At 70.6% G+C, this 20456-nt stretch carries 17 protein-coding genes and 1 tRNA gene; 2 read left to right on the plus strand and 16 right to left on the minus strand.

Annotation, left to right across the window (positions count from 1 at the left end; all coding sequences use genetic code 11):
- Positions 1 to 28 precede the first annotated feature (28 nt).
- The 7 genes from ACGFNK_RS02265 to ACGFNK_RS02295 form a co-directional block, all read right to left on the minus strand.
- A tRNA-Ala gene (locus ACGFNK_RS02265) sits at positions 29 to 101 on the minus strand.
- A 159-nt stretch (positions 102 to 260) separates the two neighbouring features.
- On the minus strand, positions 261 to 956 hold the full coding sequence (locus ACGFNK_RS02270; protein WP_393411075.1) for a histidine phosphatase family protein: 696 nt from the start codon (positions 954 to 956) through the stop codon (positions 261 to 263).
- Positions 953 to 1396 carry a ribosome silencing factor gene (gene rsfS, locus ACGFNK_RS02275; RefSeq protein ID WP_393411077.1) on the minus strand — a complete coding sequence of 148 codons (444 nt, stop codon included), beginning with the start codon at positions 1394 to 1396 and terminating at the stop codon, positions 953 to 955. Before rsfS ends, ACGFNK_RS02270 begins: the two co-directional genes overlap by 4 nt.
- A gap of 123 nt (positions 1397 to 1519) precedes the next feature.
- Positions 1520 to 3289 (minus strand): LytR C-terminal domain-containing protein, encoded by a 1770-nt coding sequence (locus ACGFNK_RS02280; protein WP_393411079.1) that lies wholly within the window; start codon positions 3287 to 3289, stop codon positions 1520 to 1522.
- A gap of 25 nt (positions 3290 to 3314) precedes the next feature.
- A complete protein-coding gene (gene nadD / locus ACGFNK_RS02285; RefSeq protein WP_393411081.1) occupies positions 3315 to 3977 on the minus strand; it encodes a nicotinate-nucleotide adenylyltransferase in 663 nt (220 codons plus the stop codon).
- A 47-nt stretch (positions 3978 to 4024) separates the two neighbouring features.
- A complete protein-coding gene (locus ACGFNK_RS02290) occupies positions 4025 to 4189 on the minus strand; it encodes a hypothetical protein (protein ID WP_386353152.1) in 165 nt (54 codons plus the stop codon).
- 137 nt (positions 4190 to 4326) lie between these two features.
- Positions 4327 to 4482 (minus strand): hypothetical protein, encoded by a 156-nt coding sequence (locus ACGFNK_RS02295; protein WP_033320808.1) that lies wholly within the window; start codon positions 4480 to 4482, stop codon positions 4327 to 4329.
- Positions 4483 to 4583: 101 nt separating this feature from the next.
- Between ACGFNK_RS02295 and ACGFNK_RS02300 the strand changes: the two genes are divergently transcribed.
- Positions 4584 to 5687: a M48 family metallopeptidase gene (locus tag ACGFNK_RS02300; protein WP_393411083.1), complete on the plus strand. Its 1104-nt coding sequence runs from the start codon at positions 4584 to 4586 to the stop codon at positions 5685 to 5687.
- A gap of 16 nt (positions 5688 to 5703) precedes the next feature.
- On the opposite strand, the gene ACGFNK_RS02305 is transcribed toward ACGFNK_RS02300, so the two are convergent.
- The 5 genes from ACGFNK_RS02305 to proB form a co-directional block, all read right to left on the minus strand.
- Positions 5704 to 6771, minus strand: a complete 1068-nt coding sequence (locus ACGFNK_RS02305; protein WP_393411085.1) for a hypothetical protein — start codon at positions 6769 to 6771, stop codon at positions 5704 to 5706.
- Positions 6772 to 6825: 54 nt separating this feature from the next.
- On the minus strand, positions 6826 to 7437 hold the full coding sequence (locus tag ACGFNK_RS02310; protein WP_393412134.1) for a hypothetical protein: 612 nt from the start codon (positions 7435 to 7437) through the stop codon (positions 6826 to 6828).
- A gap of 103 nt (positions 7438 to 7540) precedes the next feature.
- Positions 7541 to 8827, minus strand: a complete 1287-nt coding sequence (locus tag ACGFNK_RS02315; RefSeq protein WP_386353141.1) for a glutamate-5-semialdehyde dehydrogenase — start codon at positions 8825 to 8827, stop codon at positions 7541 to 7543.
- Positions 8828 to 8931: 104 nt separating this feature from the next.
- Entirely contained in the window at positions 8932 to 9396 is a 465-nt protein-coding gene (locus tag ACGFNK_RS02320; protein ID WP_388671726.1) for a hypothetical protein, read from the minus strand.
- Positions 9397 to 9543: 147 nt separating this feature from the next.
- Positions 9544 to 10662: a glutamate 5-kinase gene (proB, locus tag ACGFNK_RS02325; RefSeq protein WP_386353134.1), complete on the minus strand. Its 1119-nt coding sequence runs from the start codon at positions 10660 to 10662 to the stop codon at positions 9544 to 9546.
- 347 nt (positions 10663 to 11009) lie between these two features.
- Here proB and ACGFNK_RS02330 point away from each other — a divergent pair, with 347 nt between their 5' ends.
- The gene (locus ACGFNK_RS02330) at positions 11010 to 13094 is read left to right on the plus strand and encodes a hypothetical protein (protein ID WP_393411088.1); all 2085 of its coding nucleotides are present in this window, start codon (positions 11010 to 11012) and stop codon (positions 13092 to 13094) included.
- Between the two features lie 471 nt (positions 13095 to 13565).
- On the opposite strand, the gene obgE is transcribed toward ACGFNK_RS02330, so the two are convergent.
- The 4 genes from obgE to ACGFNK_RS02350 form a co-directional block, all read right to left on the minus strand.
- Positions 13566 to 15002, minus strand: coding sequence for a GTPase ObgE (obgE, locus tag ACGFNK_RS02335; RefSeq protein WP_386353128.1), 1437 nt, complete (start codon positions 15000 to 15002; stop codon positions 13566 to 13568).
- Between the two features lie 145 nt (positions 15003 to 15147).
- The gene (rpmA, locus tag ACGFNK_RS02340; protein WP_006374707.1) at positions 15148 to 15402 is read right to left on the minus strand and encodes a 50S ribosomal protein L27; all 255 of its coding nucleotides are present in this window, start codon (positions 15400 to 15402) and stop codon (positions 15148 to 15150) included.
- A gap of 14 nt (positions 15403 to 15416) precedes the next feature.
- Positions 15417 to 15737 carry a 50S ribosomal protein L21 gene (rplU, locus tag ACGFNK_RS02345; RefSeq protein WP_033328069.1) on the minus strand — a complete coding sequence of 107 codons (321 nt, stop codon included), beginning with the start codon at positions 15735 to 15737 and terminating at the stop codon, positions 15417 to 15419.
- Between the two features lie 276 nt (positions 15738 to 16013).
- Positions 16014 to 20279 (minus strand): ribonuclease E/G, encoded by a 4266-nt coding sequence (locus ACGFNK_RS02350; RefSeq protein ID WP_393411091.1) that lies wholly within the window; start codon positions 20277 to 20279, stop codon positions 16014 to 16016.
- Positions 20280 to 20456: the final 177 nt, after the last annotated feature.

Consider the following 20456-nt stretch of genomic DNA (forward strand, 5'->3'; position numbering starts at 1 on the left):
ACGGGATCCTCACGCCGTAGCGCCTGTGTGGAGCTAAGGAGATTTGAACTCCTGACCCCCTGCATGCCATGCAGGTGCTCTACCAACTGAGCTATAGCCCCTTGCGTTCGCTCGCCCGGCGGGCTGAACAAGAGGAACTTTAGCCTGCGGCCTGCCGGAAAGTGAAATCCGGGTCCACGGGTCTACGGGCACAGGTCCACGGGCACCTGGAGCCGGGGCCCACCGCCGATGGCCTCCGCGTCGGTCGCCGTCTGTCGGGGTCAGTCGTCGTCTCCCAGGACCGGTTCCGGCAGCGTGCCCGCGTTGTGTTCCAGCAGGCGCCAGCCTCGGGCGCCCTCGCCCAGGACGGACCAGCAGCAGTTCGAGAGGCCGCCGAGGCTTTCCCAGTGATGGGAGTCGAGGCCGAGGAGGCGGCCGATGGTGGTGCGGATGGTGCCGCCGTGGCTGACCACCACGAGCGTGCCGTCGTCGGGGAGTTTCTCGGCGTGCCGGAGCACCACGGGGGCGGCACGGTCGGCGACCTCGGTCTCCAGTTCGCCACCGCCACGGCGCACCGGCTCACCGCGCTTCCACGCCGCGTACTCGTCGCCGTGCCGCGCGATGATCTCTTCGTGCGTCAGGCCCTGCCAGACGCCCGCGTACGTCTCGCGCAGGCCCTCGTCGTGGGTCACGTCGAGGGTGGTGAGGGCGGCCAGCTCGGCGGCCGTGTTGGCCGCTCGCTTCAGGTCCGAGGCGACGATCGCGTCAGGTCCGAGGGAGGCGAGCAGCCGGGCGGCGCGGCGGGCCTGTTCGAGGCCGGCCTCGGTGAGTTCGACGTCGGTCGTGCCCTGGAAGCGGCGCTCCACGTTCCACGAGGTCTGCCCGTGGCGCCACAGGATGACCCGGCGGCCCCGGCCGGCCTTCTTCCCGGCCTCGGACAGCGGCTTGCCCTCCGAGGCCCCCGTTCCCGCGCTCAACGCAGCTCACCGCCCAGGCCGGCGTCCTCCGCCTCCTGCAGCTTGGCGTGCTCGGCGGCCTTGCCGCGGGTGGCGTTGGCGTCGGCGGGCAGGGCGAGCTCCGGGCAGTCCTTCCAGAGCCGCTCCAGGGCGTAGAAGACGCGCTCCTCGCTGTGCTGGACGTGCACCACGATGTCGACGTAGTCGAGCAGCACCCAGCGCGCCTCGCGGTCGCCCTCACGGCGCACCGGCTTGGCGTCGAGTTCCTTGTTCAGCCGCTCCTCGATCTCGTCGACGATCGACTTGACCTGGCGGTCGTTGGGCGCGGAGGCCAGCAGGAAGGCGTCCGTGATCGACAGCACGTCGCTGACGTCGTACGCGATGATGTCGTGCGCGAGCTTGTCGGCGGCCGCCTGCGCGGCGGTGGTGATGAGCTCGAGAGAGCGGTCAGTGGCGGTCACTACCAAGGCTTTCCGTCGGCGGTCAGGTCTCCCCCAGGGGGTTACCCCAAGGGTCTCACGGACCGCCGACACCACCCCACGATTGGCCCGCCACGCGATTGGCCCCCGAGTCGCTCACCTTCCCTAGCCCGCCGAGCCGCCCACCTCGTAGTCCTGGCCGAGCACCACCGACACATCCGCGTTCGAGGCGCCCTTGCCCTTCTTCACGGAGCTGGCCGGCAGCCCCAGCGTCTTGGCGACCTCCACCGCGTCCGCCTTCCTCGCGGCGTCGGTGTAGGTGATCCGGGACGCCGCCTGGGCGGCATCGGCCTTGCCGGCGTCGACGAAGGTGTAGCCGCCGTTGAGCAGGACGACGCGGGCCTGCTCGGTGGCGTCCCCCTTGCCGGTGGCGTTCCTGATGCCGACCTGGACGGCCGCGTCCTTCTCGGGGCTCTTCGCGGCCCCACCGAGTACGTCCTTGACCACGCTGCCGCTGGCCGTCGCGCTCAGCCTGCCGTCCGACTGGACCGGCAGCAGCACCGACTTGTAGTCGCCGCCCTTGGCGTGGTCTGCGAGCTTGGCGAGGAAAGTGCCCAGGTCCTTGTCGGTCAAGGGGGGCTCGATGATCTGCGCGAGCGTCTGCACAGTGGTCGTCGCGGCCTGCGGATCCGACGACACCTTGCGCAGCACGCCCTGCATGACCTGCCCGAACCGCTCCAGCTGCGCGTTCTGCGCCTCCCCGGAGCCACGGTAGGTGGCGTACGCGATGGCCATCTTTCCGCTGAGCGTCTGGTCCTCGCCCTTTTTGACCAGGGGGGCCTCGCCCTTCCGCTTGGCCGCCGGGTCCGGCACGTCCGCGTTCGTGTCGATGTCGATGTTGCCGACGAGGTCGACGAGGTTGCTGAGGTAGGGGGTGTCCAGGCGCCAGGTGCCCTCGATGTCCGTGCCGAGCACGGTGTCGATCGCATCACGCGTGCCGGAGGTGCCGTCGTCGTCCACGGACTTGGCGAGTGTGGTCGTGGTGCCGTTGTCGTCCGATACGGCGAGGGAGTTGGGGACCAGGACGGTGGTGCCCTGCTTGGTGGTGGCGTTGTTGACGAGCAGCGCCGTCGAGGTGCCGCCGCCCTTGGTGTTGTGCAGGTGGACGACGATCACATCGCGGTTCTGGGCGCCCGCGGCCGTCGCGGTGCCGGTCTTCGCGTCCGACGACGTGCCGGGCAGCTTCCCGGCGTACCAGAGGTAGCCGACACCCCCGGCCGCGACCAGGGCGAACACCACGACCAGGGCGACGATGCGACCGCGGGCCCGGCGGCGGGCCTCCTCACGCCGCTCGGTGCGGTTCTCGGTGAACTTCAGCCAGTCGATGACGTCTTCGGAGTCGTCGGTCGGCTCCTCGACGAAGGTGAACTGCTCGGTGCGATAGTCGCGGTCGTCCCGCTGCCCGTCCGCCTGCTCCTGGGCCTCCGGCCGCTCGGCGGGCCCCGCCTGCTGGGGGATGTAGGCGGTCTGCCCGGCGACGCCCGGCTGCTGACCACTGCCCGCGGCCTGCCCGTAGGGGTGATACGAGGCGGGAGGGGTCGGAGCGGCGCCCTGAGCAGCCGTGCCGTACGGGTCGTACGTGCCCTGCGAGCCGTATGCCCCGTTTACGCCGTTTCCCCCGTATGAGCCGCCGGGCTGCTGATGACCGTTACCGGTGTCGTACGACGGCGTCTGCTGCTGACCGTTCGCGTACGGGTCGTACCCGTACCCCTGCTGCTGCGAGCCGCAGGCGTCGTACCCCTGCGGCCTCTGGGACGGCGGTGGCACCTGCCGGTACACCGGCTGCCCGAATTCGTCGTATCCGACGATCTCGTAACTCTGATCACCTTGATAACTCTGGTCGCCCCCGTACCCAGCGTTGTATCGGTCGTTCACCGGTGCCCCTCTCGGCTCACTCGCCTCACTCGCCGCGGTACAGCTCACGCTTGTCGATGTAGCGCACCACACCGTCCGGGACCAGATACCAGACGGGGTCACCCTTGGCGACCCTGGCTCGGCAGTCCGTGGACGAGATGGCGAGCGCGGGGACCTCGACGAGCGAGACACCGCCCTCCGGGAGCCCCGGGTCGGTCAGCGCGTGGCCGGGCCGGGTGACCCCGATGAAGTGCGCGAGGGAGAACAGCTCCTCGGCATCGCGCCAGGTGAGGATCTGGGAGAGCGCGTCGGCGCCGGTTATGAAGAAGAGGTCCGTGTCGGGATTGAGCGCACGCAGATCGCGCAGCGTGTCCGTGGTGTAGGTCGGGCCGCCGCGGTCGATGTCGATACGGCTCACCGAGAACTGCGGGTTCTCGGCGGTCGCGATGACCGTCATCAGATAGCGGTCCTCGGCCGGGGAGACCTTGCAGTCGGACTTCTGCCACGGCTGCCCGGTCGGCACGAACACCACCTCGTCGAGGTGGAACTGCGCGGCGACCTCACTGGCCGCGACGAGGTGCCCGTGGTGGATCGGGTCGAACGTCCCGCCCATGACGCCGAGGCGGCGCTTGCCCGGATTCGACGGGCCGGGGGCCGGGATGTTGTCCCGGCCCGCCACCGGACCGCTTGGCATGTCCTGCTCTCCCATGCGTGCAGACCCTACCGGCCCGGCCCCTGAGCCCCGCCCCGCGGACGTCAGCGGTCCCGGTTGAAGCGGGTGGTGATCCACAGCAGCAGAAGGAGGACGAAGAGCGCGCCGCCACCGGTCAGGTAGGCGCTGAGGCTCTCATGGTTGCCGCCGTGCTCCTCGCCCTCGGCAGCGAGGGAGACCAACTGGGCAGCGGTGCTGTGGAAGCTCATCTTCGGCAGGACCTATCCGGTGTGGGCGGGATACAGACGTACGGCCATCGTAAGCGGGCGCCGCCGCGCGGATCACGCCGACTCCGTCACGCCCGCTCGATCACGCCGGTTCCGCCGCCGGGAACTTCGGCCGGGGCTCAGTCGTCCCGCTTGTAGCCACGCAGCAGGAACCAGGCAACCAAAACGCAGCCGACAACCATCACTATCAACACGACACGGAGCAGATTCCCCGGTCCCTGCTGTTGCGCGGCGCTCGCTGCCTCGGCGAGCCAGGCTTGGGGGTGGTGCTCCATGACGTGCGACTCCTTCGCTGTACTGCACGTCCACGGTATATCCGCCTAGGCTGTACCCCGCCTTGGGGGCACAGAAGGCAAACAGACGCATGGGGGACCACATGCCAGAAGAAAGCCACGAGAACGTACCGAGCAGGCAGCGCAGGCGCTTCGAGGGGATCTCCTCCCGGGCGTACGAACACCCCGCTGACCGCTCGGCCCTGGTCGCCCTGCGCAAGCTCAGCGGCTTCGACACGGTGTTCAAGGCGCTCAGCGGACTGCTCCCGGAGCGCAGCCTGAGGCTGCTGTTCCTGTCCGATTCCGTACGGGTCTCGGACGCCCAGTTCGCGCACCTGAACGACATGCTGCGGGACGCCTGCTACATCCTGGACCTGGAGAAGGTCCCGCCGATGTACGTCAACCAGGACCCGCAGCCGAACGCGATGTGCATCGGCCTGGACGAGCCGATCATCGTCGTCACCACCGGCCTCGTCGAGCTGCTCGACGAAGAGGAGATGCGGGCGGTCATCGGCCACGAGGTCGGCCACGCGCTGTCCGGCCACTCCGTCTACCGCACGATCCTGCTCTTCCTCACCAGCCTCGCGCTCCGCGTCGCCTGGATCCCGCTCGGCAACATCGCGATCATGGCGATCGTGACCGCCCTGCGCGAGTGGTTCCGCAAGTCCGAGCTGTCCGCGGACCGCGCCGGGCTGCTGGTCGGCCAGGACCTGAAGGCCTCGATGCGCGGCCTGATGAAGATCGCGGGCGGCAACCACCTGCACGAGATGAACGTGGACGCGTTCCTCGCCCAGGCCGAGGAGTACGAGGCCGGGGGCGACCTTCGCGACTCCGTACTCAAGATCCTGAACGTCATGCCCCGCTCCCACCCCTTCACCACGGTCAGGGCGGCCGAGCTGAAGAAGTGGGCCGAGTCCCGCGACTACCAGCGGATCATGGACGGCCACTACCCGCGCCGCGACGAGGACGGCGACACCAAGGTCACGGACTCCTTCCGCGAGTCGGCCTCCGCCTACGCCACCCACGTGCGCAGCTCCAAGGACCCGCTGATGAAGCTGGTCACGGACATCGCGGGCGGCGCGGGCGACATCGGCGGCCGGGTCAGGCGCGGCTTCGGGGGCTTCGCGAGCGGCTCGAGCGCGGGCTCCCCCAAGGACCGTCCACAGGACGACCGCCCCGACGACGAGAGCCCCAACGGCGCCAGCTGATCAGCACGAAGGCCGGCTACACCCTGGGCTGGGCACTGGCCGACAGCGCCCCGCACAGCGCCGTGGCACCGCCCGTCGCGTACGGGTCGGTGCCGGCCGGTCCGCCCGCCTTCGCCGTCTCCCCCGCGAGCAGCGGGCGCAGATGGCTCGTCGCGTCCTCGGCGCAGGCGAGCGGCCCGGCCTGGACGTACGAGACGACCAGCTCCGCCTGGTGCATCCGCAGATCGTCGCGGTCGAACCGGAAATGCAGCTCGCGCCGGACGGTGAACAGCGAGGCCTTGGCACCATCCTCCGAGCCCGTCGGCCGCAGCGCGTAGACGAAGGTGTGGTCGGCCGTCACCTCAAGGGTGTCGGCGTCGGTCTCGGCCGCCTGCAGTGTGCCCTGCACCCGGATCTTGGGGTCCGCCAGCTGGGCCTGGGAGGGGTCGAAGCGGACCAGCCAGCCGGTGGGCGCATGCCGCCCGTCCGCGGTCGGACGGTCGAAGCTCTGGTCGAACTGGTCGAGCTGCTGCGGATCGAGCAGGATCCGTACGGGCCGGGTGGCGCCGCCGGTGAGCACGTCCGGGTCGAGCGCGGACTCGACGAGGTAGTCCTTCGCCGTGGTGAGCGCGGTGACGACCTGGCTGTCCGAGAAATGGGCGGTGCGCCGGGAGGCGGGCATCGTGATCCCGTCGGCGCCGATACGGAACTGATCGGCCGGGCTGCGAGCAAACAGCAGCCCGGTGTCGGCGGCCCCCGGCACGGCGCCCTGCGGCGCGAGGGGTATGACCGTCATCCGCAGCGGCTCGGGCGGCTTCGCGGCGGGCGTCTCGTACGGGTGGCGTACACCCATGTAGATCGCCGTGCCGAAGGCGACGGCGATCAGCAGAACGAGGATCAGCGCCTGCCGGGACAGACCACGACGCATCGGCGGGCGGCGGCGCACAGCCGGCGCGTGGTCGGCGATCCGCTCCTGCGCGGAAAACTCCTGAAGACGGGCAGCCCGGACGAACGACTCGTCGAAGACGACGGATCGGTACTCTTCCTCACCGCCACCGGAAGCACCGTCGGGTGTTCCCTCCGGTGGGTCTCCTAGCCCGCCCATACTTTCAGAGTAGGTCTCTGGAACCTCACGTAAACGCTGCCGTACGCGACAAGTTCAGGGCGTACGCGGTTCCGCCGGGACGGGTGGCTGGGAGTAGTCGGCGGACGCCGAGGGGCGCGTTCCGCCTCCCTGTTCAACGCCTGTCGAAGCCGGTGGCGGGACCTGGGGCTGGCGGTTGGACGAGGCACCGCGGTAGACCGCAGTGAAGGCGAGCGCGACCATGCCGACGCCCATCAGGAGGGCGAGCATCCACGCTACGGGGCGGTGCCAGCGGGCCTGTTTTCCGTACGACCCGTACCCGTAACGACCATCGAAGTCGTCACGGTCGTCCAAATCGTCCAGGTCCGGATCATGGCCGAAATCATGGCGGCCGTCGGGTCCGAAGTCGTCGTACCGCTCGTCGTCACCGCGTGGGCCCCGGGTGCGCCCCCGGCGCCCCTCGGCCTCGGAGGCCTCTGCGCGGGCCTGCGCGGCCGCAAGGAGGCGTTCGACGGCGGTCGGCTCATGGACCGTGGCCGCCCGTACGAAGGCCTCGTCGAAGACCACGGAGGCGAACTCTTCGTCCGAGCCTCCGCGGTCGCGGTCGTCGTCGGGCTCCCAGCCGTCAGGAAACGGCGTGCCCCCCACGTCCTCCGGCACGGAACCAGAGTAGACCTGGGGGTTCAATTTGGGCAGACGGTACGAAGATTCATCCACCTGGCGAGACAGCTTCTTCGGTGGGGGCCCCGCTCGAGCGAAGCCGAGAGTGGGGACTGACCGGAGGGCCTGCTCAGCGCCGGATGTGCCCGTCGCCCGTGACGATGTACTTCGTGCTCGTCAGCTCCGGCAGCCCCATCGGGCCCCGCGCGTGCAGCTTCTGCGTGGAGATGCCGATCTCGGCGCCGAAGCCGAACTGGCCGCCGTCCGTGAAGCGCGTGGACGCGTTCACGGCGACCGTCGTGGAATCGACCAGCTGGGTGAAACGGCGGGCGGCCGGCTGGGAGGTGGTGACGATGGCCTCGGTGTGGCCGGAACTCCACAGCCGGATGTGCGCCACGGCCTTGTCGAGCGAGTCGACGACGGCGGCGGCGATGTCGTACGAGAGGTATTCGGTGTCCCAGTCGTCGGTCGTGGCCTCGACGACGGTGGCCTTGGAGCCCTTGGCGTACGCCAGCACCCGCTCGTCGGCGTGCACGGTGACCCCGGCGTCGGCGAGGGCGTCCAGGGCGCGCGGCAGGAACTCGGCGGCGATGTCCTGGTGCACGAGGAGCGTCTCGGCGGCGTTGCACACGCTGGGCCGCTGTGCCTTGGAGTTGATCAGGATCTCGATCGCCATGTCGAGGTCGGCGTGCGCGTCCACGTACACATGGCAGTTTCCTGTGCCGGTCTCGATGACCGGGACGGTGGACTCCTGCACGACGGTGCGGATCAGGGAGGCGCCGCCGCGCGGGATGAGTACGTCGACGAGGCCGCGGGCGCGCATCAGCTCCCGTACGGATTCGCGGCTGTCGCCCGGTACGAGCTGTACGGCGTCGGCGGGCAGTCCCGAGCCGCCGACGGCGTCGCGCAGGACGCGGACGAGGGCGCTGTTGGACTCGTAGGCGGAGGACGAGCCACGCAGCAGTACCGCGTTGCCGGACTTCAGGCAGAGCGCGGCGGCGTCGACCGTCACATTGGGCCGGGCTTCGTAGATGATCCCGACGACGCCGAGCGGTACGCGGACCTGGCGCAGGTCGATGCCGTTCGGGAGCGTGGAGCCGCGGACGACCTCGCCGACCGGGTCGGGCAGCGCCACCACGTCGCGTACGTCGGAGGCGATGGCGCGGATCCGCTCGGGTGTGAGCGTGAGCCGGTCGATGATGGACTCGCTGGTGCCGGCCTCACGGGCGCGCTCGACGTCCTTGGCGTTGGCCTCGACGATTTCGCTCGTACGGACTTCCAGGGCGTCCGCGATCGCGAGCAGCGCGTCGTCCTTCTCGGCCCGCGGCAGCGGAGCGAGGTCGGCGGCGGCGGACTTGGCGCGGTAGGCGGCCTGGGTGACCGGGGGCATCGAGTCGTACGGCGAAAGCGTGGTCATGCGAGCAGCCTAATGCTCGCCGCAGGGCCGTCCAGCGCTCGTTCCATAACCCGAGACAAGGCCGAAAAGGCCCCCACACACACCGCAACCCTCAATCTGGCGCATCAGAACGGGTGTACACCCACTGGTGTTGCCGGTTGCGGGCCATATCCCTCGGCGATGCGCTGGTGGTAGGTCTCGCGGTCGATGACCTCCAGGCCGACGATCTCCCAGGGCGGGAGTTTCGCGGTCTGGCGGTGCTCGCCCCACAGGCGCAGCGCTACGGCCGCGGCGTCGTGCAGGTCGCGGGCCTCTTCCCAGTAGCGGATCTCCGCATGGTCGCCGGCGTACCGGCTGGTCAGCAGAAAGGGGTGGTCGTGGGCGAGCTGCTCGAGCGAGCGCCGGACGTCGTTCAGCGGGGCCTCGTCGCCCGAGACGCTCAGCGTGACGTGCCACAGCCGCGGCAGGTCCTTCGGTTCCTCACCCTGGTACGTGTCTCCGGCCGCGACGCTGGTGAGGGTCCGCTCCTCACCGGCCGCGCGGGAGGTGCCACCACCGCGGGACGCCGCCCCGGGGCGTACTCGTCTCACGACGGCCTCCTTTACGCAATGGGTTCGCAATGGGTTACTGCATCACGGGATCTCGGGGGCTCCTTGAATCAAAGTTGAGCAGGCGGGGCGGCTTCGTGGGGCGGTTTTACCGAACGTAGCCCTGCGGAGGCCGTCCCTTTCGGCCGTTTACGAGTGCAGCAGCACCAGATCGTCCCTGTGTACGACCTCGCGTTCATACGCGGGACCCAGCTCGCGGGCCAGTTCGCGGGTGGAGCGGCCGATCAGCTGAGGGATCTCCTTGGCGTCGAAGTTGACGAGCCCGCGCGCCACCGCCCGGCCCGTGCCGTCGCGCAGCTCGACGGGGTCGCCCGCGGTGAACTCGCCCTCGACCGCCGCGATGCCCGCGGGCAGCAGCGACTTGCGGCGCTCGACGACCGCGCGCACGGCCCCGTCGTCGAGCGTGAGCGCGCCCTGAGGGGCGGACGCGTGCTGGAGCCACAGCAGCCGGTCGGCGGAGCGGCGGCCGGTGGCGTGGAAGTGCGTACCGGTGTCGCGGCCTGCGAGGGCGTCGGAGGCGTGCACCGCGGAGGTGAGGACGACCGGGATGCCGGCCGCCGCCGCGATACGGGCCGCCTCGATCTTGGTGACCATGCCGCCGGTGCCGACGCCGGCCCGGCCCGCGCTGCCGATCTCGACGTGCGCGAGGTCCGCCGGAGTATGTACCTCGGCGATCCGCGTCGTACCCGGTCTGGTGGGGTCGCCGTCGTAGACGCCGTCCACGTCGGAGAGGAGGACCAGCAGGTCGGCCCGTACGAGATGGGCGACGAGAGCGGCGAGCCGGTCGTTGTCGCCGAAGCGGATCTCGTCCGTGGCGACCGTGTCGTTCTCGTTGACGACGGGCAGGGCGCCCATGGCGAGGAGCTTGTCGAGGGTGCGCTGGGCGTTGCGGTGGTGGGCGCGGCGGCTCATGTCGTCGCTGGTGAGCAGGACTTGGCCGACGCGGACGCCGTAGCGCGCGAAGGAGGCGTTGTAGCGGGCGACGAGCAGCCCCTGTCCGACGCTGGCGGCGGCCTGCTGGCGGGCCAGGTCCTTGGGGCGGCGCCGCAGGCCCAGCGGGGCGAGGCCGGCCGCGATGGCACCGGAGGAGACGAGGACGATCTCCTTCTCTCCGCCGCTGCGCCCCTTCGCGAGTACGTCGACCAGGGCGTCCACCCGGTCCGCGTCGAGCCCTCCTGACGCGGTGGTCAGGGACGAGGAACCCACCTTGACGACAATCCTGCGGGCGTCCGCAACACCGTGTCTCATCGCCTGCTCTGCCGCCGCCTGCCTTGCCGCTGACACGCTCTTCCCCAATGCTCTGACCAGCCCCGGTTCTGACCAGCCCCGTCCGTGCAATCTACGTGATTACGGGCAGGGGGCGCCGCCGCGTTCCGAGGGGCGGACGTGCGGTGGGTACACAGCGGGCAGGAGCCGGCGCGTGACGTACGCCCCAGGAGTTCACCGCGGTTTCATCCGATATCCAGCGATAGCTCCTGCGGAAGATTGCTTGGCGGGCCGCACAGGTCATACGGTCAGGGATCGGCCTCGCAGTGTTCGGCCGACCGAACCCGTTGCCCCCTCATCCGCCGTAACCCTCCGCAGGAGCCCAGCCCGTGCCTTCCGCAGGCCTCTCCCCCCGCCGCTTTACGCAGCTTGCCGCGCTGCTGTCCATATTCGTGCTCTTCGCGGCCCAGATCGTCTCCGCGCTGCTGCCGAACGTCCCGGTGCTCATCGCCTCGAGCGCGGCGGGCCTCGCCCTCGACACATATCTGCAGTACCGCAATCCCGGGCTGCTCGCGCTGCTGGGCAAGGTCCGCTTCGATGTAACGGTCCGTCAGTTGCTGCGCGACATGCTGGTCCTGGTGGGGCTCCTGCGGATCGACGGCATCGACGCGGGGAGCGAGCAGGCGCCGCTGCTGGTCGCCGTATGCGCCTTCTACGCCCTGCACTTCGCCTGCCAGGCCGCCGCGGTCCTGGTCCGCCGCACCCGTACGCTGCCGATCGTCACCCGCAACATCGACGCGTCGGCCCTGCACCTGACCGCGGCGCCGCCGCGCATTCTGGCCCGTCGTCAGGGCCACCGGCTGCTGACCTTCTCCATTCCGACGATGGCCGGCCTGTTGCTCACGGCGGCCACCGCGGACGGGTACTGGGGCGGCATCGGTGTCGGCGTCGCCCTGGCGCTGGTCGGCGGCGGCACGGTGTACCTCGCCACCTGGCTGCTCCCCAAGAAGCGCGCCAAGAGCGAGCAGAAGGTCACGGCGTGGGTGGACAAGTGGCTGGCCGACTACCGGCCGACGGTCGGCATGTACTTCTCGGGCGGTACGACCTCCGCGTACCAGGCGAACATGTGGCTGTCGACGCTCTCGTCGATCTCCTCGACCGGCACGAGGCCGCTGATCGTGCTGCGTGAGCGGTTCATGGTGCAGAAGATCGACGCGACGGACGTACCGATCATCTGCTTCCCGAAGGTGTCGACGATGTTCTCGCTGGAGAACTCGACGCTGAAGATGATGCTGCACCCGGCCAACGCCGCGAAGACCTCGCAGGTGCTGCGCATCCCCACCATCAAGCACGCGTTCATCAACCACGGCGAGAGCGACAAGCTGTCCTCCTGCAACCCGTACGCGAAGGCGTACGACGAGGTGTGGGTGGCAGGACCCGCGGCCCGCGAGCGGTACGCGCTGGCAGAGGTCGGCGTCGAGGACAAGGACATCGTGGAGGTGGGCCGCCCGCAGCTCGCGCCGATCCGGCCGTACGCGGGCCCGCCGACCGGTCCGTACACCACGGTGCTGTACGCGCCCACGTGGGAGGGCTGGGACGGGAACCCCGGCAACACCTCGGTGGTGCTGGCCGGCGAGAACATCGTGCGGCAGCTGCTCGCCGACGACGGTGTACGGCTCCTCTACAAGCCGCACCCGATGACGGGTTCCGTCGATCCCCGTGCGGGGGCTGCGAACGAGCGCATCATGGCGATGATCCGCGAGGCCAACGCCAAGCGGTCGGGTTCCCGGCCGGATGCGGAGGCAGCAGCCGAACTGGTGCGCCGCTCGGCCGAGTTGGACCAGCTGACGAAGACGGCCTTCCGTCCTGGTGCGGACGAAATGGAGCGCATGCTGCTCCAGGGGACGCCGCGGGGTGACCGTGAGGCGGCGATCGCCGAGGCCACGCTGGCCTGGGACAAGGCGTACTGGGCGTCCTTCCCGGAGTGGGAGCACCAGATCATCACGGACGCGCGTCCCGCGATCTTCGCCTGCTTCAACCAGGCGGACCTGTTGATCAGCGATGTCTCGTCGGTGGTGTCCGACTGGCTGTCGAGCGAGAAGCCGTACGCGGTCGCCAACACCTCCGGGATGCCGGAGGAGGCCTTCCGGACCGGCTTCCCCACGGTGTCCGCGGGCGCCATCCTCACGCCCTCCGCGGACGGCGTCCCGGCGTTGTTGGAGTCGGTACGCCACCCTGAGAAGGACCTCTTCACGGCGGCCCGCGCCGAACTCAAGGAACACCTGCTGGGGCCCTCGGACCCGCCGTCGTCGGCCCGCTTCAACGCCGCGGTCTCCGCACTGTGCACGGCGGCCGATGAACGCCGCGTGCGGATGGAGTCGCGCCTGTCCTCGGAGCTTCCCTCGCCGCGCGAGGAGGCGGCCGAGGAGACGGCCCAGGATCCGCACGAGGCGGAGGAGACTGCCGTCGGCTAGGCAGGTGGGGTCCGGGGTGCGTGGGGTTCGTTTTTCGAGTGCAGGTTCGTTGTGGCTGGTCGCGCCCCGCGGCGGAGCCGCTAATGTCACAGCCCCGCGCCCCTGAGGTCCGTGCGTGGGTCGGGGCCGCGGGCCGGTGCGTCAGCCCGTCGCAGGCGGGGCGTACGGCCCGGTGTCGGTACACAGCGAAGGTGACCCGAGACAGAACCTGAGCGACGGGCATACGACGCACCGGCCTACGTCCCCTCCCGCCGGTGGGAGGCTGCGGGTAGCTGGGGGTACGGGCTTTCCCTGGGCGCCGGGAGCCGCAGGCCTCTGCTTTTCAGGGGCGCGAGGAACTGCGCGACGAGCCACGGCGCACCGGCAGCCGCGACACGACCTGTCACCCCCCACCCCCTGGCGGGGGCCTGGGGGCGCTTTCGGCAAGGGGCGGGCTTGGGGAAGGAAACCCCCCGCCCACCCACAGGCCCGCTAGAACGGCTCGAAGTCGTCGTACTCCCGCTCCGCCTCGTCCCGCTCCGCCTGCTTCTCGCGGCGCCGCGTAACGGCAGGCCGAGGAGCCTCGAAACGATGGTCCTCGCCCCGGCGGCCAAGCATCTCCGCCCCGGCCATGACCGTCGGCTCCCAGTCGAAGACAACAGCGTTCTCCTCGGGGCCGATGGCAACGCCATCACCCGTGCGGGCCCCCGCCTTCATCAACTCGTCCTCGACACCGAGCCGGTTGAGACGGTCGGCAAGATAACCGACGGCCTCGTCGTTGCTGAAGTCGGTCTGGCGGACCCACCGCTCGGGCTTCTCGCCACGTACACGGAAGAGGCCGTCCTCCTCGCGCACGACGGTGAAGCCCGCATCGTCCACCGCCTTGGGACGGATGACGATCCGCGTCGCCTCCTCCTGCGGCTTCGCCGCGCGAGCCTTCGCCACGAGGTCGGCAAGGGCGTACGACAGCTCCTTGAGACCGGTGTGCGCGACCGCCGACGCCTCGAAGACCCGGTAGCCCCGCGCCTCCAGATCCGGGCGGACCATCTCCGCCAGATCCTTGCCGTCGGGGACGTCGATCTTGTTGAGGAGGACGATGCGCGGGCGGTCGTCGAGGCCGCCGTACTGCTTCAGCTCCGCCTCGATCAGGTCGAGGTCGGACACCGGGTCACGGTCGGATTCGAGCGTGGCGGTGTCGAGTACGTGGACCAGGACCGAGCACCGCTCGACATGGCGCAGGAACTCAAGACCCAGCCCCTTGCCCTGGCTCGCCCCGGGAATCAGGCCCGGCACATCCGCGATCGTGTAGACCGTGGCGCCCGCCGTCACCACCCCCAGGTTGGGGACGAGCGTCGTGAACGGGTAGTCCGCGATCTTCGGCCGGGCGGCGGACAGCGCCGAGATGAGGGACGACTTGCCCGCACTCGGGTAGCCGACGAGCGCCACGTCCGCGACCGTCTTCAGCTCCAGGACGATGTCCTGCACATCACCGGGCACGCCCAGCAGCGCGAACCCGGGCGCCTTGCGCCTGGCCGAGGCCAGCGCCGCGTTCCCGAGACCGCCACGCCCGCCCTGTGCGGCCACGTACGCCGTGCCGTGCCCGACCAGGTCCGCGAGCACATTGCCCGCCCTGTCCTGCACGACCGTGCCGTTCGGCACCGGCAGGATCAGGTCCTGACCGTCCTTGCCGGAACGGTTGCCGCCCTCACCGGGCTTGCCGTTGGTGGCCTTGCGGTGCGGCGAGTGGTGGTAGTCGAGGAGCGTGGTGACGGACTGGTCGACGACCAGGATCACATCGCCGCCACGGCCGCCGTTGCCGCCGTCCGGACCGCCCAGCGGCTTGAACTTCTCGCGATGCACGGAGGCACAGCCGTGGCCTCCGCTACCCGCGGCGACATGCAGCTCGACGCGGTCCACGAAGGTGGTCATGGGATGTGCCTCCAGTTACGTACGGGAATTTCTGCGTTTTCCTGGCGCAGAAATCTCCGCTGAGAAATCTCTGCTCAGTTGAAACACGCGAAAGGCGGACCCGCTTCCCGTACGGGAAGTGAGGTCCGCCTCGCGAAAGATCCGGTCAGGCGACCGGAACGATGTTCACGACCTTGCGGCCACGGTGCGTACCGAACTCGACCGCACCGGCGGCCAGCGCGAACAGCGTGTCGTCCTTGCCACGGCCGACGCTCGCGCCGGGGTGGAAGTGGGTGCCACGCTGGCGGACCAGGATCTCACCGGCGTTGACGACCTGACCGCCGAAGCGCTTCACGCCGAGCCGCTGAGCATTGGAGTCGCGACCGTTCCGGGTGGACGATGCGCCCTTCTTGTGTGCCATCTCTCCTCAGTCCCTTACTTCGCAGCCGCGGGGATCTCAGTGACCTTGATCGCCGTGTACTGCTGGCGGTGGCCCTGACGACGGCGGTAGCCGGTCTTGTTCTTGTAGCGAAGGATGTCGATCTTCGCGCCCTTGTGGTGGTCCACGATCTCGGCCTGGACCTTGATGCCGGCGAGCACCCACGGGTCGCTGGTGACGGCGTCACCGTCGACAACGAGCAGAGTCGAGAGCTCGACCGTGTCGCCTACCTGGGCAGTGGAAATCTTGTCAACCTCAACGATGTCGCCGACAGCAACCTTGTGCTGGCGACCACCGCTGCGCACGATGGCGTACACGCGGATCTCTCTCTCGCTCGATTCGGAATCCCCGCAGTCCAGCCGCCGACAGAAGCAGGCGGCCTCTCCCAGGGCGCGAGCCACCGGGAGGAAGAGGTTTACGGGAATGCGGCGGGTCTGTGGACACGCCGAGGGTCAAGGTTACGGGGCCCTGACCAGCGGGGTCAAACCGGGTCCCGGGCCGTCCGCGCACCACCCTGCCAGTTGACTGGCTTCGGGTACGCCGACGCCCTCTGACCGGCGGGTTCTCCGCCGGCCAGAGGGCGCCGAGGCGGTTCAGCCCTCGTTCCGGTCCTCGTCGGTGGCGGCCGTGACGGTGGACGACGACGGCGTCTGCTCCGCCGCCGCGGTCTTCTTCGTCGTGGCCCTCTTGGTGGCCGCCTTCTTCGTGGTCGCCTTCTTGGCCGTGGCCTTCTTGACGGCCGTCTTCTTGACCGCTGTCTTCTTCGCGGCGGCCTTCTTCGCGGTCGCCTTCTTGACCGTCTTACGGGCCGCCTTCTTGGCCGGCGCCTCGTCGGCGTCCCCGGTGTACTCGGCGTCCCCGGTGTACTCGGCTTCCGCGACCGGCGCCTCGGCGGGCTCCTCCGCGGGGGCCGACGGGACGACCACGACGGCCGTGTCCTCCGGCGCGGTGGGCGCGGTGGCCATCCGGACCGCACGGCGGCGCGGGCGGGCCGGAGCCGCGCTTTCGGCGGCCGGCTCGGGCTGCTGCTCGGCTACCGGCTCGGGCTCAGCGACGGGGGCCGCGACCGGCTCGGTGACCGTCACCACGACCTCCTCGGCCGCCTCCGGCGAACCGGCCGGCGCCGAGACCTTGCGGGTCGCCCGACGACGCGTACGCCCCTTGGGCGCGGCATCCTCGGCGGCCATGGGCTCCGCCTGTGCGACGGCAGCCGGCTCCGGCTGCACGGGAAGCTCGGCCTCGTCCTCGGCGGTCACGGTCTGCGCCGTCGGAGCCTCGACCTCTGCCCTGCGCTCGGGCCTACGCGACTCGGGCCGCGGCGCGCCCGCCGGTGCCGACGCACGACGGCTGGCCCGCCGTCGCGAACGGCCACCCCGGGTGGCAGCGGCCTCCGCCTCGGCGGCGCTGCTGTACAGCTCCTCGTCCGGTACGAAGGCGGGCTCGGCCAGCGCGACGGGCGCGGCGGCCTCGGCGGCGATCTCCGCCTCGGTCTCGGCCTCCTCCTCGGCGGTCTCGACGGCCTGGACCGCCTCTATGGCCGGAGCGGGGACCTGCTCGGGCAGGGGCTCGGCACCGGCCCGCGCACGCTTCTTGCGCTTGCCGCCGCCCCCGAGGGCGGTCGGCTGCTCCATGTGCACGATGACGCCACGGCCGTTGCAGTGGACGCAGGTCTCGGAGAACGACTCGAGCAGACCCTGGCCCACGCGCTTCCGCGTCATCTGGACAAGACCCAGCGAGGTCACCTCGGCGACCTGGTGCTTCGTACGGTCGCGTCCCAGGCACTCCAGGAGCCGCCGCAGCACCAGGTCCCGGTTGGACTCCAGGACCATGTCGATGAAGTCGATGACGACGATGCCGCCGAGGTCACGCAGCCGCAGCTGGCGCACGATCTCCTCGGCCGCCTCCAGGTTGTTCCTGGTCACGGTCTCTTCGAGGTTGCCGCCCTGACCGGTGAACTTGCCGGTGTTGACGTCGATCACGATCATCGCTTCGGTCTTGTCGATCACCAGCGAACCGCCGCTCGGCAGCCAGACCTTGCGGTCCAGCGCCTTGGCGAGCTGTTCGTCGATCCGGTACGACGCGAAGACGTCGACCTCGCTCGTCCACTTCTGCAGACGCTCGGCCAGGTCGGGGGCGACATGGGCGACGTATCCGTGGATGGTCTCCCAGGCCTCGCCGCCGCTGACGATGACCTTGGTGAAGTCCTCGTTGAAGATGTCGCGCACGACGCGGACGGTCATGTCCGGCTCGCCATACAGCAGCGTCGGGGCGTTGCCGCCGCCCTTCGCCTTCTTCTGGATGTCCTCCCACTGCGCCTGCAGCCGCTCGACGTCACGGCGCAGCTCGTCCTCGCTCGCGCCCTCGGCTGCGGTGCGCACGATGACGCCCGCGTCCTCGGGGACGATCTTCTTGAGGATGGTCTTCAGGCGGGCGCGCTCGGTGTCCGGGAGCTTGCGGCTGATCCCCGTCATGGAGCCCTCGGGGACGTATACGAGATAGCGGCCCGGCAGCGAGACCTGGCTGGTCAGGCGCGCGCCCTTGTGCCCGATCGGGTCCTTCGTGACCTGTACGAGGACCGACTGGCCGGACTTGAGGGCGGTCTCGATACGCCGCGGGCCATTCGCCATGCCCAGCGCCTCGAAGTTGACCTCACCGGCGTACAGGACCGCGTTGCGTCCCTTGCCGATGTCGATGAAGGCGGCCTCCATCGACGGCAGTACGTTCTGGACCTTGCCCAGGTAGACATTGCCGACGTACGAGGTCGACTGCTCCTTGTTGACGTAGTGCTCCACGAGCACGTTGTCCTCGAGTACGCCGATCTGCGTACGGTCGCCGTTCTGCCGGACCACCATCACGCGCTCGACGGCCTCGCGGCGCGCCAGGAACTCGGCCTCGGTGATGATCGGCACCCGGCGGCGGCCCTGCTCGCGGCCTTCACGGCGGCGCTGCTTCTTGGCCTCCAGACGGGTCGAGCCCTTGATGGACTGCACCTCGTCGGACGGCTCGGCCTTCGGGCGGGGCTCGCGGACCTTGACGACCGTGCGCTCGGGGTCGCCGTCGCTCGGCTCGGCCTCGACGGGCGCGTCACCGGCACGACGCCGACGGCGCCGGCGGCGACGGCTGCTGCTGGAACCGCCGGACTCCTCGCGCTCCTCGCGCTGCTCCTGAGCGTCGTCCTCGGCCTGCTCGTCGGTGTCCTCAGTGTCCTCGGTGTCCTGGGAGGCCTGCTCGGAGACGGTCTCCTCGCTCTCCGAAGCCTCGCCGTCCTGCTCGGCGTTCTCGCCCCGGCGACGCCTACGGCCACCGCGACGGCGCCGACGACGCGAGCCGGTCTCCTCGGTCTCGTCGCCCTCTTCCTCAGCGGACTCCTCGGCCTCGGGAGTCTCCGCGGGCTCCTCAGCCGCCTTGCGGCGACGGCGCCGACGCGGACCGGTCTCCTCCTCGACGGGCTCCGGGGCCGCCGTCTCGGCGACGTCCTCGTCCTCGTCCTCCTCGGCCTCGGCAGCGGCGGCGGCTGCCGCGCGCTCCGGCGTCTGGAACATCGGCTCGGTGAAGACGGGCGCCTGGAAGACGGCGACAGCGGGACGCGCGGGCGGCTGCGCGGACTCTTCTTCCTCGGCCTGCTTCTTGTCGGGGGCCGGCGCGGCAAAGCCGCCGGCGGCGGTCTTACGGGTGGCACGACGCCGCGTACGACGCGGGGCGGCGTCCTCCGCCGGCTCGGGGGTGGCCTCCGGCTCGGGGGCGGTGGTCTGGTCGGTCTCGGCAGCGGCCACAGGGGCCTCCCTGCGCTCGTCATGGACAACGGCCTCGGCGGTGGGCTCCGCCTCGGCGGCCTCGGGCGCACCGGCAGGCGCAACGGCACGCCGCGTGGCGCGACGGCGCGCACGGCGCGGGGCGATGTCCTCGGTCTCGGTGGTCTGCTCCGGCTCGACTACGGCGGCGGGCTCGGTGAGCGGCTCGGGGGTGGTCTGTGGGGTGTCGGCGGCGGGGGCTGCACTGTCGGCGGCCTCGCCGGCCTCGGGCGCACCGGCGGGAGCCGAGACGCGACGCGTGGCGCGACGGCGCGTACGCCCGGCAGGCGCGGCGTCACCCACGGTGGGCTCCGCTTCGGCGTCTTCCGTGTCTTCGGCGGCGGTCGCTACCTCGGCAGCCGGAACCTCGGCAGCAGGCGACTCAGGCGCACCGGCCGACGCGGAAGCGGCGGGGGCGGCGGTCTCGGCCGCGGGCTCCGCAGCAGCCGGGGACGAGGCCGGGGCCTCGGCATCGGCCGGCTCAGGCGCAGCGGCCGGTGCGGTCACACGACGCGTCGCACGACGGCGCGTACGCCCGGCAGGCGCGGCCTCACCGACGGCAGGCTCGGCGTCGGCAGCCGCGGGGGCGGCCGTCTCGGCATCCGGCTCCTCGACAGCCGGTGCTGCGGCAGCGACGACGCTTGCCTCGGGCGCACCAGCGGGGGCGGAAGCACGACGTGTCGCACGACGGCGCGTACGCCCGGCGGGCTCCTCCACGGCAGGGACGGCCTCAGCGGGCGCAGGGGTCTCGGTCGGCGCGGACTCCTCCGCGGCCGGAGCGACAGCGGACGCCGCAGCCGCGGCTGCTGTCTCGTCGGCGGCAATCGTCTCGGCGGCCACAGCCGTCTCAGAGGTCGCCGCGATCTCCTCCGGCTCCTCCGCCGCGAGATCGGCGGAGCTCACCGGCGGTATGGCCGGTGCCGTGGTCTCGGCCACGGCACCGGACTCGGACGTCCCCGCGGGCGGCCCCGCGGCACGGGAGGCGGCGCGACGGCGCCGACGTGGCGGCAAGGTGTCGCTGGGGGTGTTGTTCTCGGGACCCTCAGCGGGTTCGTTCGGCTCGAGCATGCGGGTGGATCTCCCGTCAGGCTCCCGGGCGCCGCACCTGGTCCGGCTGTACCGGTGACGTCCGCGGCTCGCGCGATGCGCGGTGCCGCCGTCCGGGGCGCGGGCGCCGCTCGGGAGCTCTCTGTGTTCTGTCTCGCCGGTTCCGTACGCCGTGTTGCGTACGGCCTGGCGAAAGTC

The organism is Streptomyces sp. NPDC048825 (genome assembly GCF_043198355.1).
GTDB lineage: Bacteria > Actinomycetota > Actinomycetes > Streptomycetales > Streptomycetaceae > Streptomyces > Streptomyces xiangluensis.

Coding starts and splice junctions, on each gene's coding strand:
- proB (WP_386353134.1), bottom strand. CDS start 10,662: ATGAGACACGGTGTTGCGGACGCCCGCAGGATTGTCGTCAAGGTGGGT.
- ACGFNK_RS02290 (WP_386353152.1), bottom strand. CDS start 4,189: ATGAGCTTCCACAGCACCGCTGCCCAGTTGGTCTCCCTCGCTGCCGAG.
- ACGFNK_RS02300 (WP_393411083.1), top strand. CDS start 4,584: ATGCCAGAAGAAAGCCACGAGAACGTACCGAGCAGGCAGCGCAGGCGC.
- rpmA (WP_006374707.1), bottom strand. CDS start 15,402: ATGGCACACAAGAAGGGCGCATCGTCCACCCGGAACGGTCGCGACTCC.
- ACGFNK_RS02305 (WP_393411085.1), bottom strand. CDS start 6,771: ATGGGCGGGCTAGGAGACCCACCGGAGGGAACACCCGACGGTGCTTCC.
- ACGFNK_RS02315 (WP_386353141.1), bottom strand. CDS start 8,827: ATGACCACGCTTTCGCCGTACGACTCGATGCCCCCGGTCACCCAGGCC.
- nadD (WP_393411081.1), bottom strand. CDS start 3,977: ATGGGAGAGCAGGACATGCCAAGCGGTCCGGTGGCGGGCCGGGACAAC.
- ACGFNK_RS02350 (WP_393411091.1), bottom strand. CDS start 20,279: ATGCTCGAGCCGAACGAACCCGCTGAGGGTCCCGAGAACAACACCCCC.
- ACGFNK_RS02295 (WP_033320808.1), bottom strand. CDS start 4,482: ATGGAGCACCACCCCCAAGCCTGGCTCGCCGAGGCAGCGAGCGCCGCG.
- obgE (WP_386353128.1), bottom strand. CDS start 15,002: ATGACCACCTTCGTGGACCGCGTCGAGCTGCATGTCGCCGCGGGTAGC.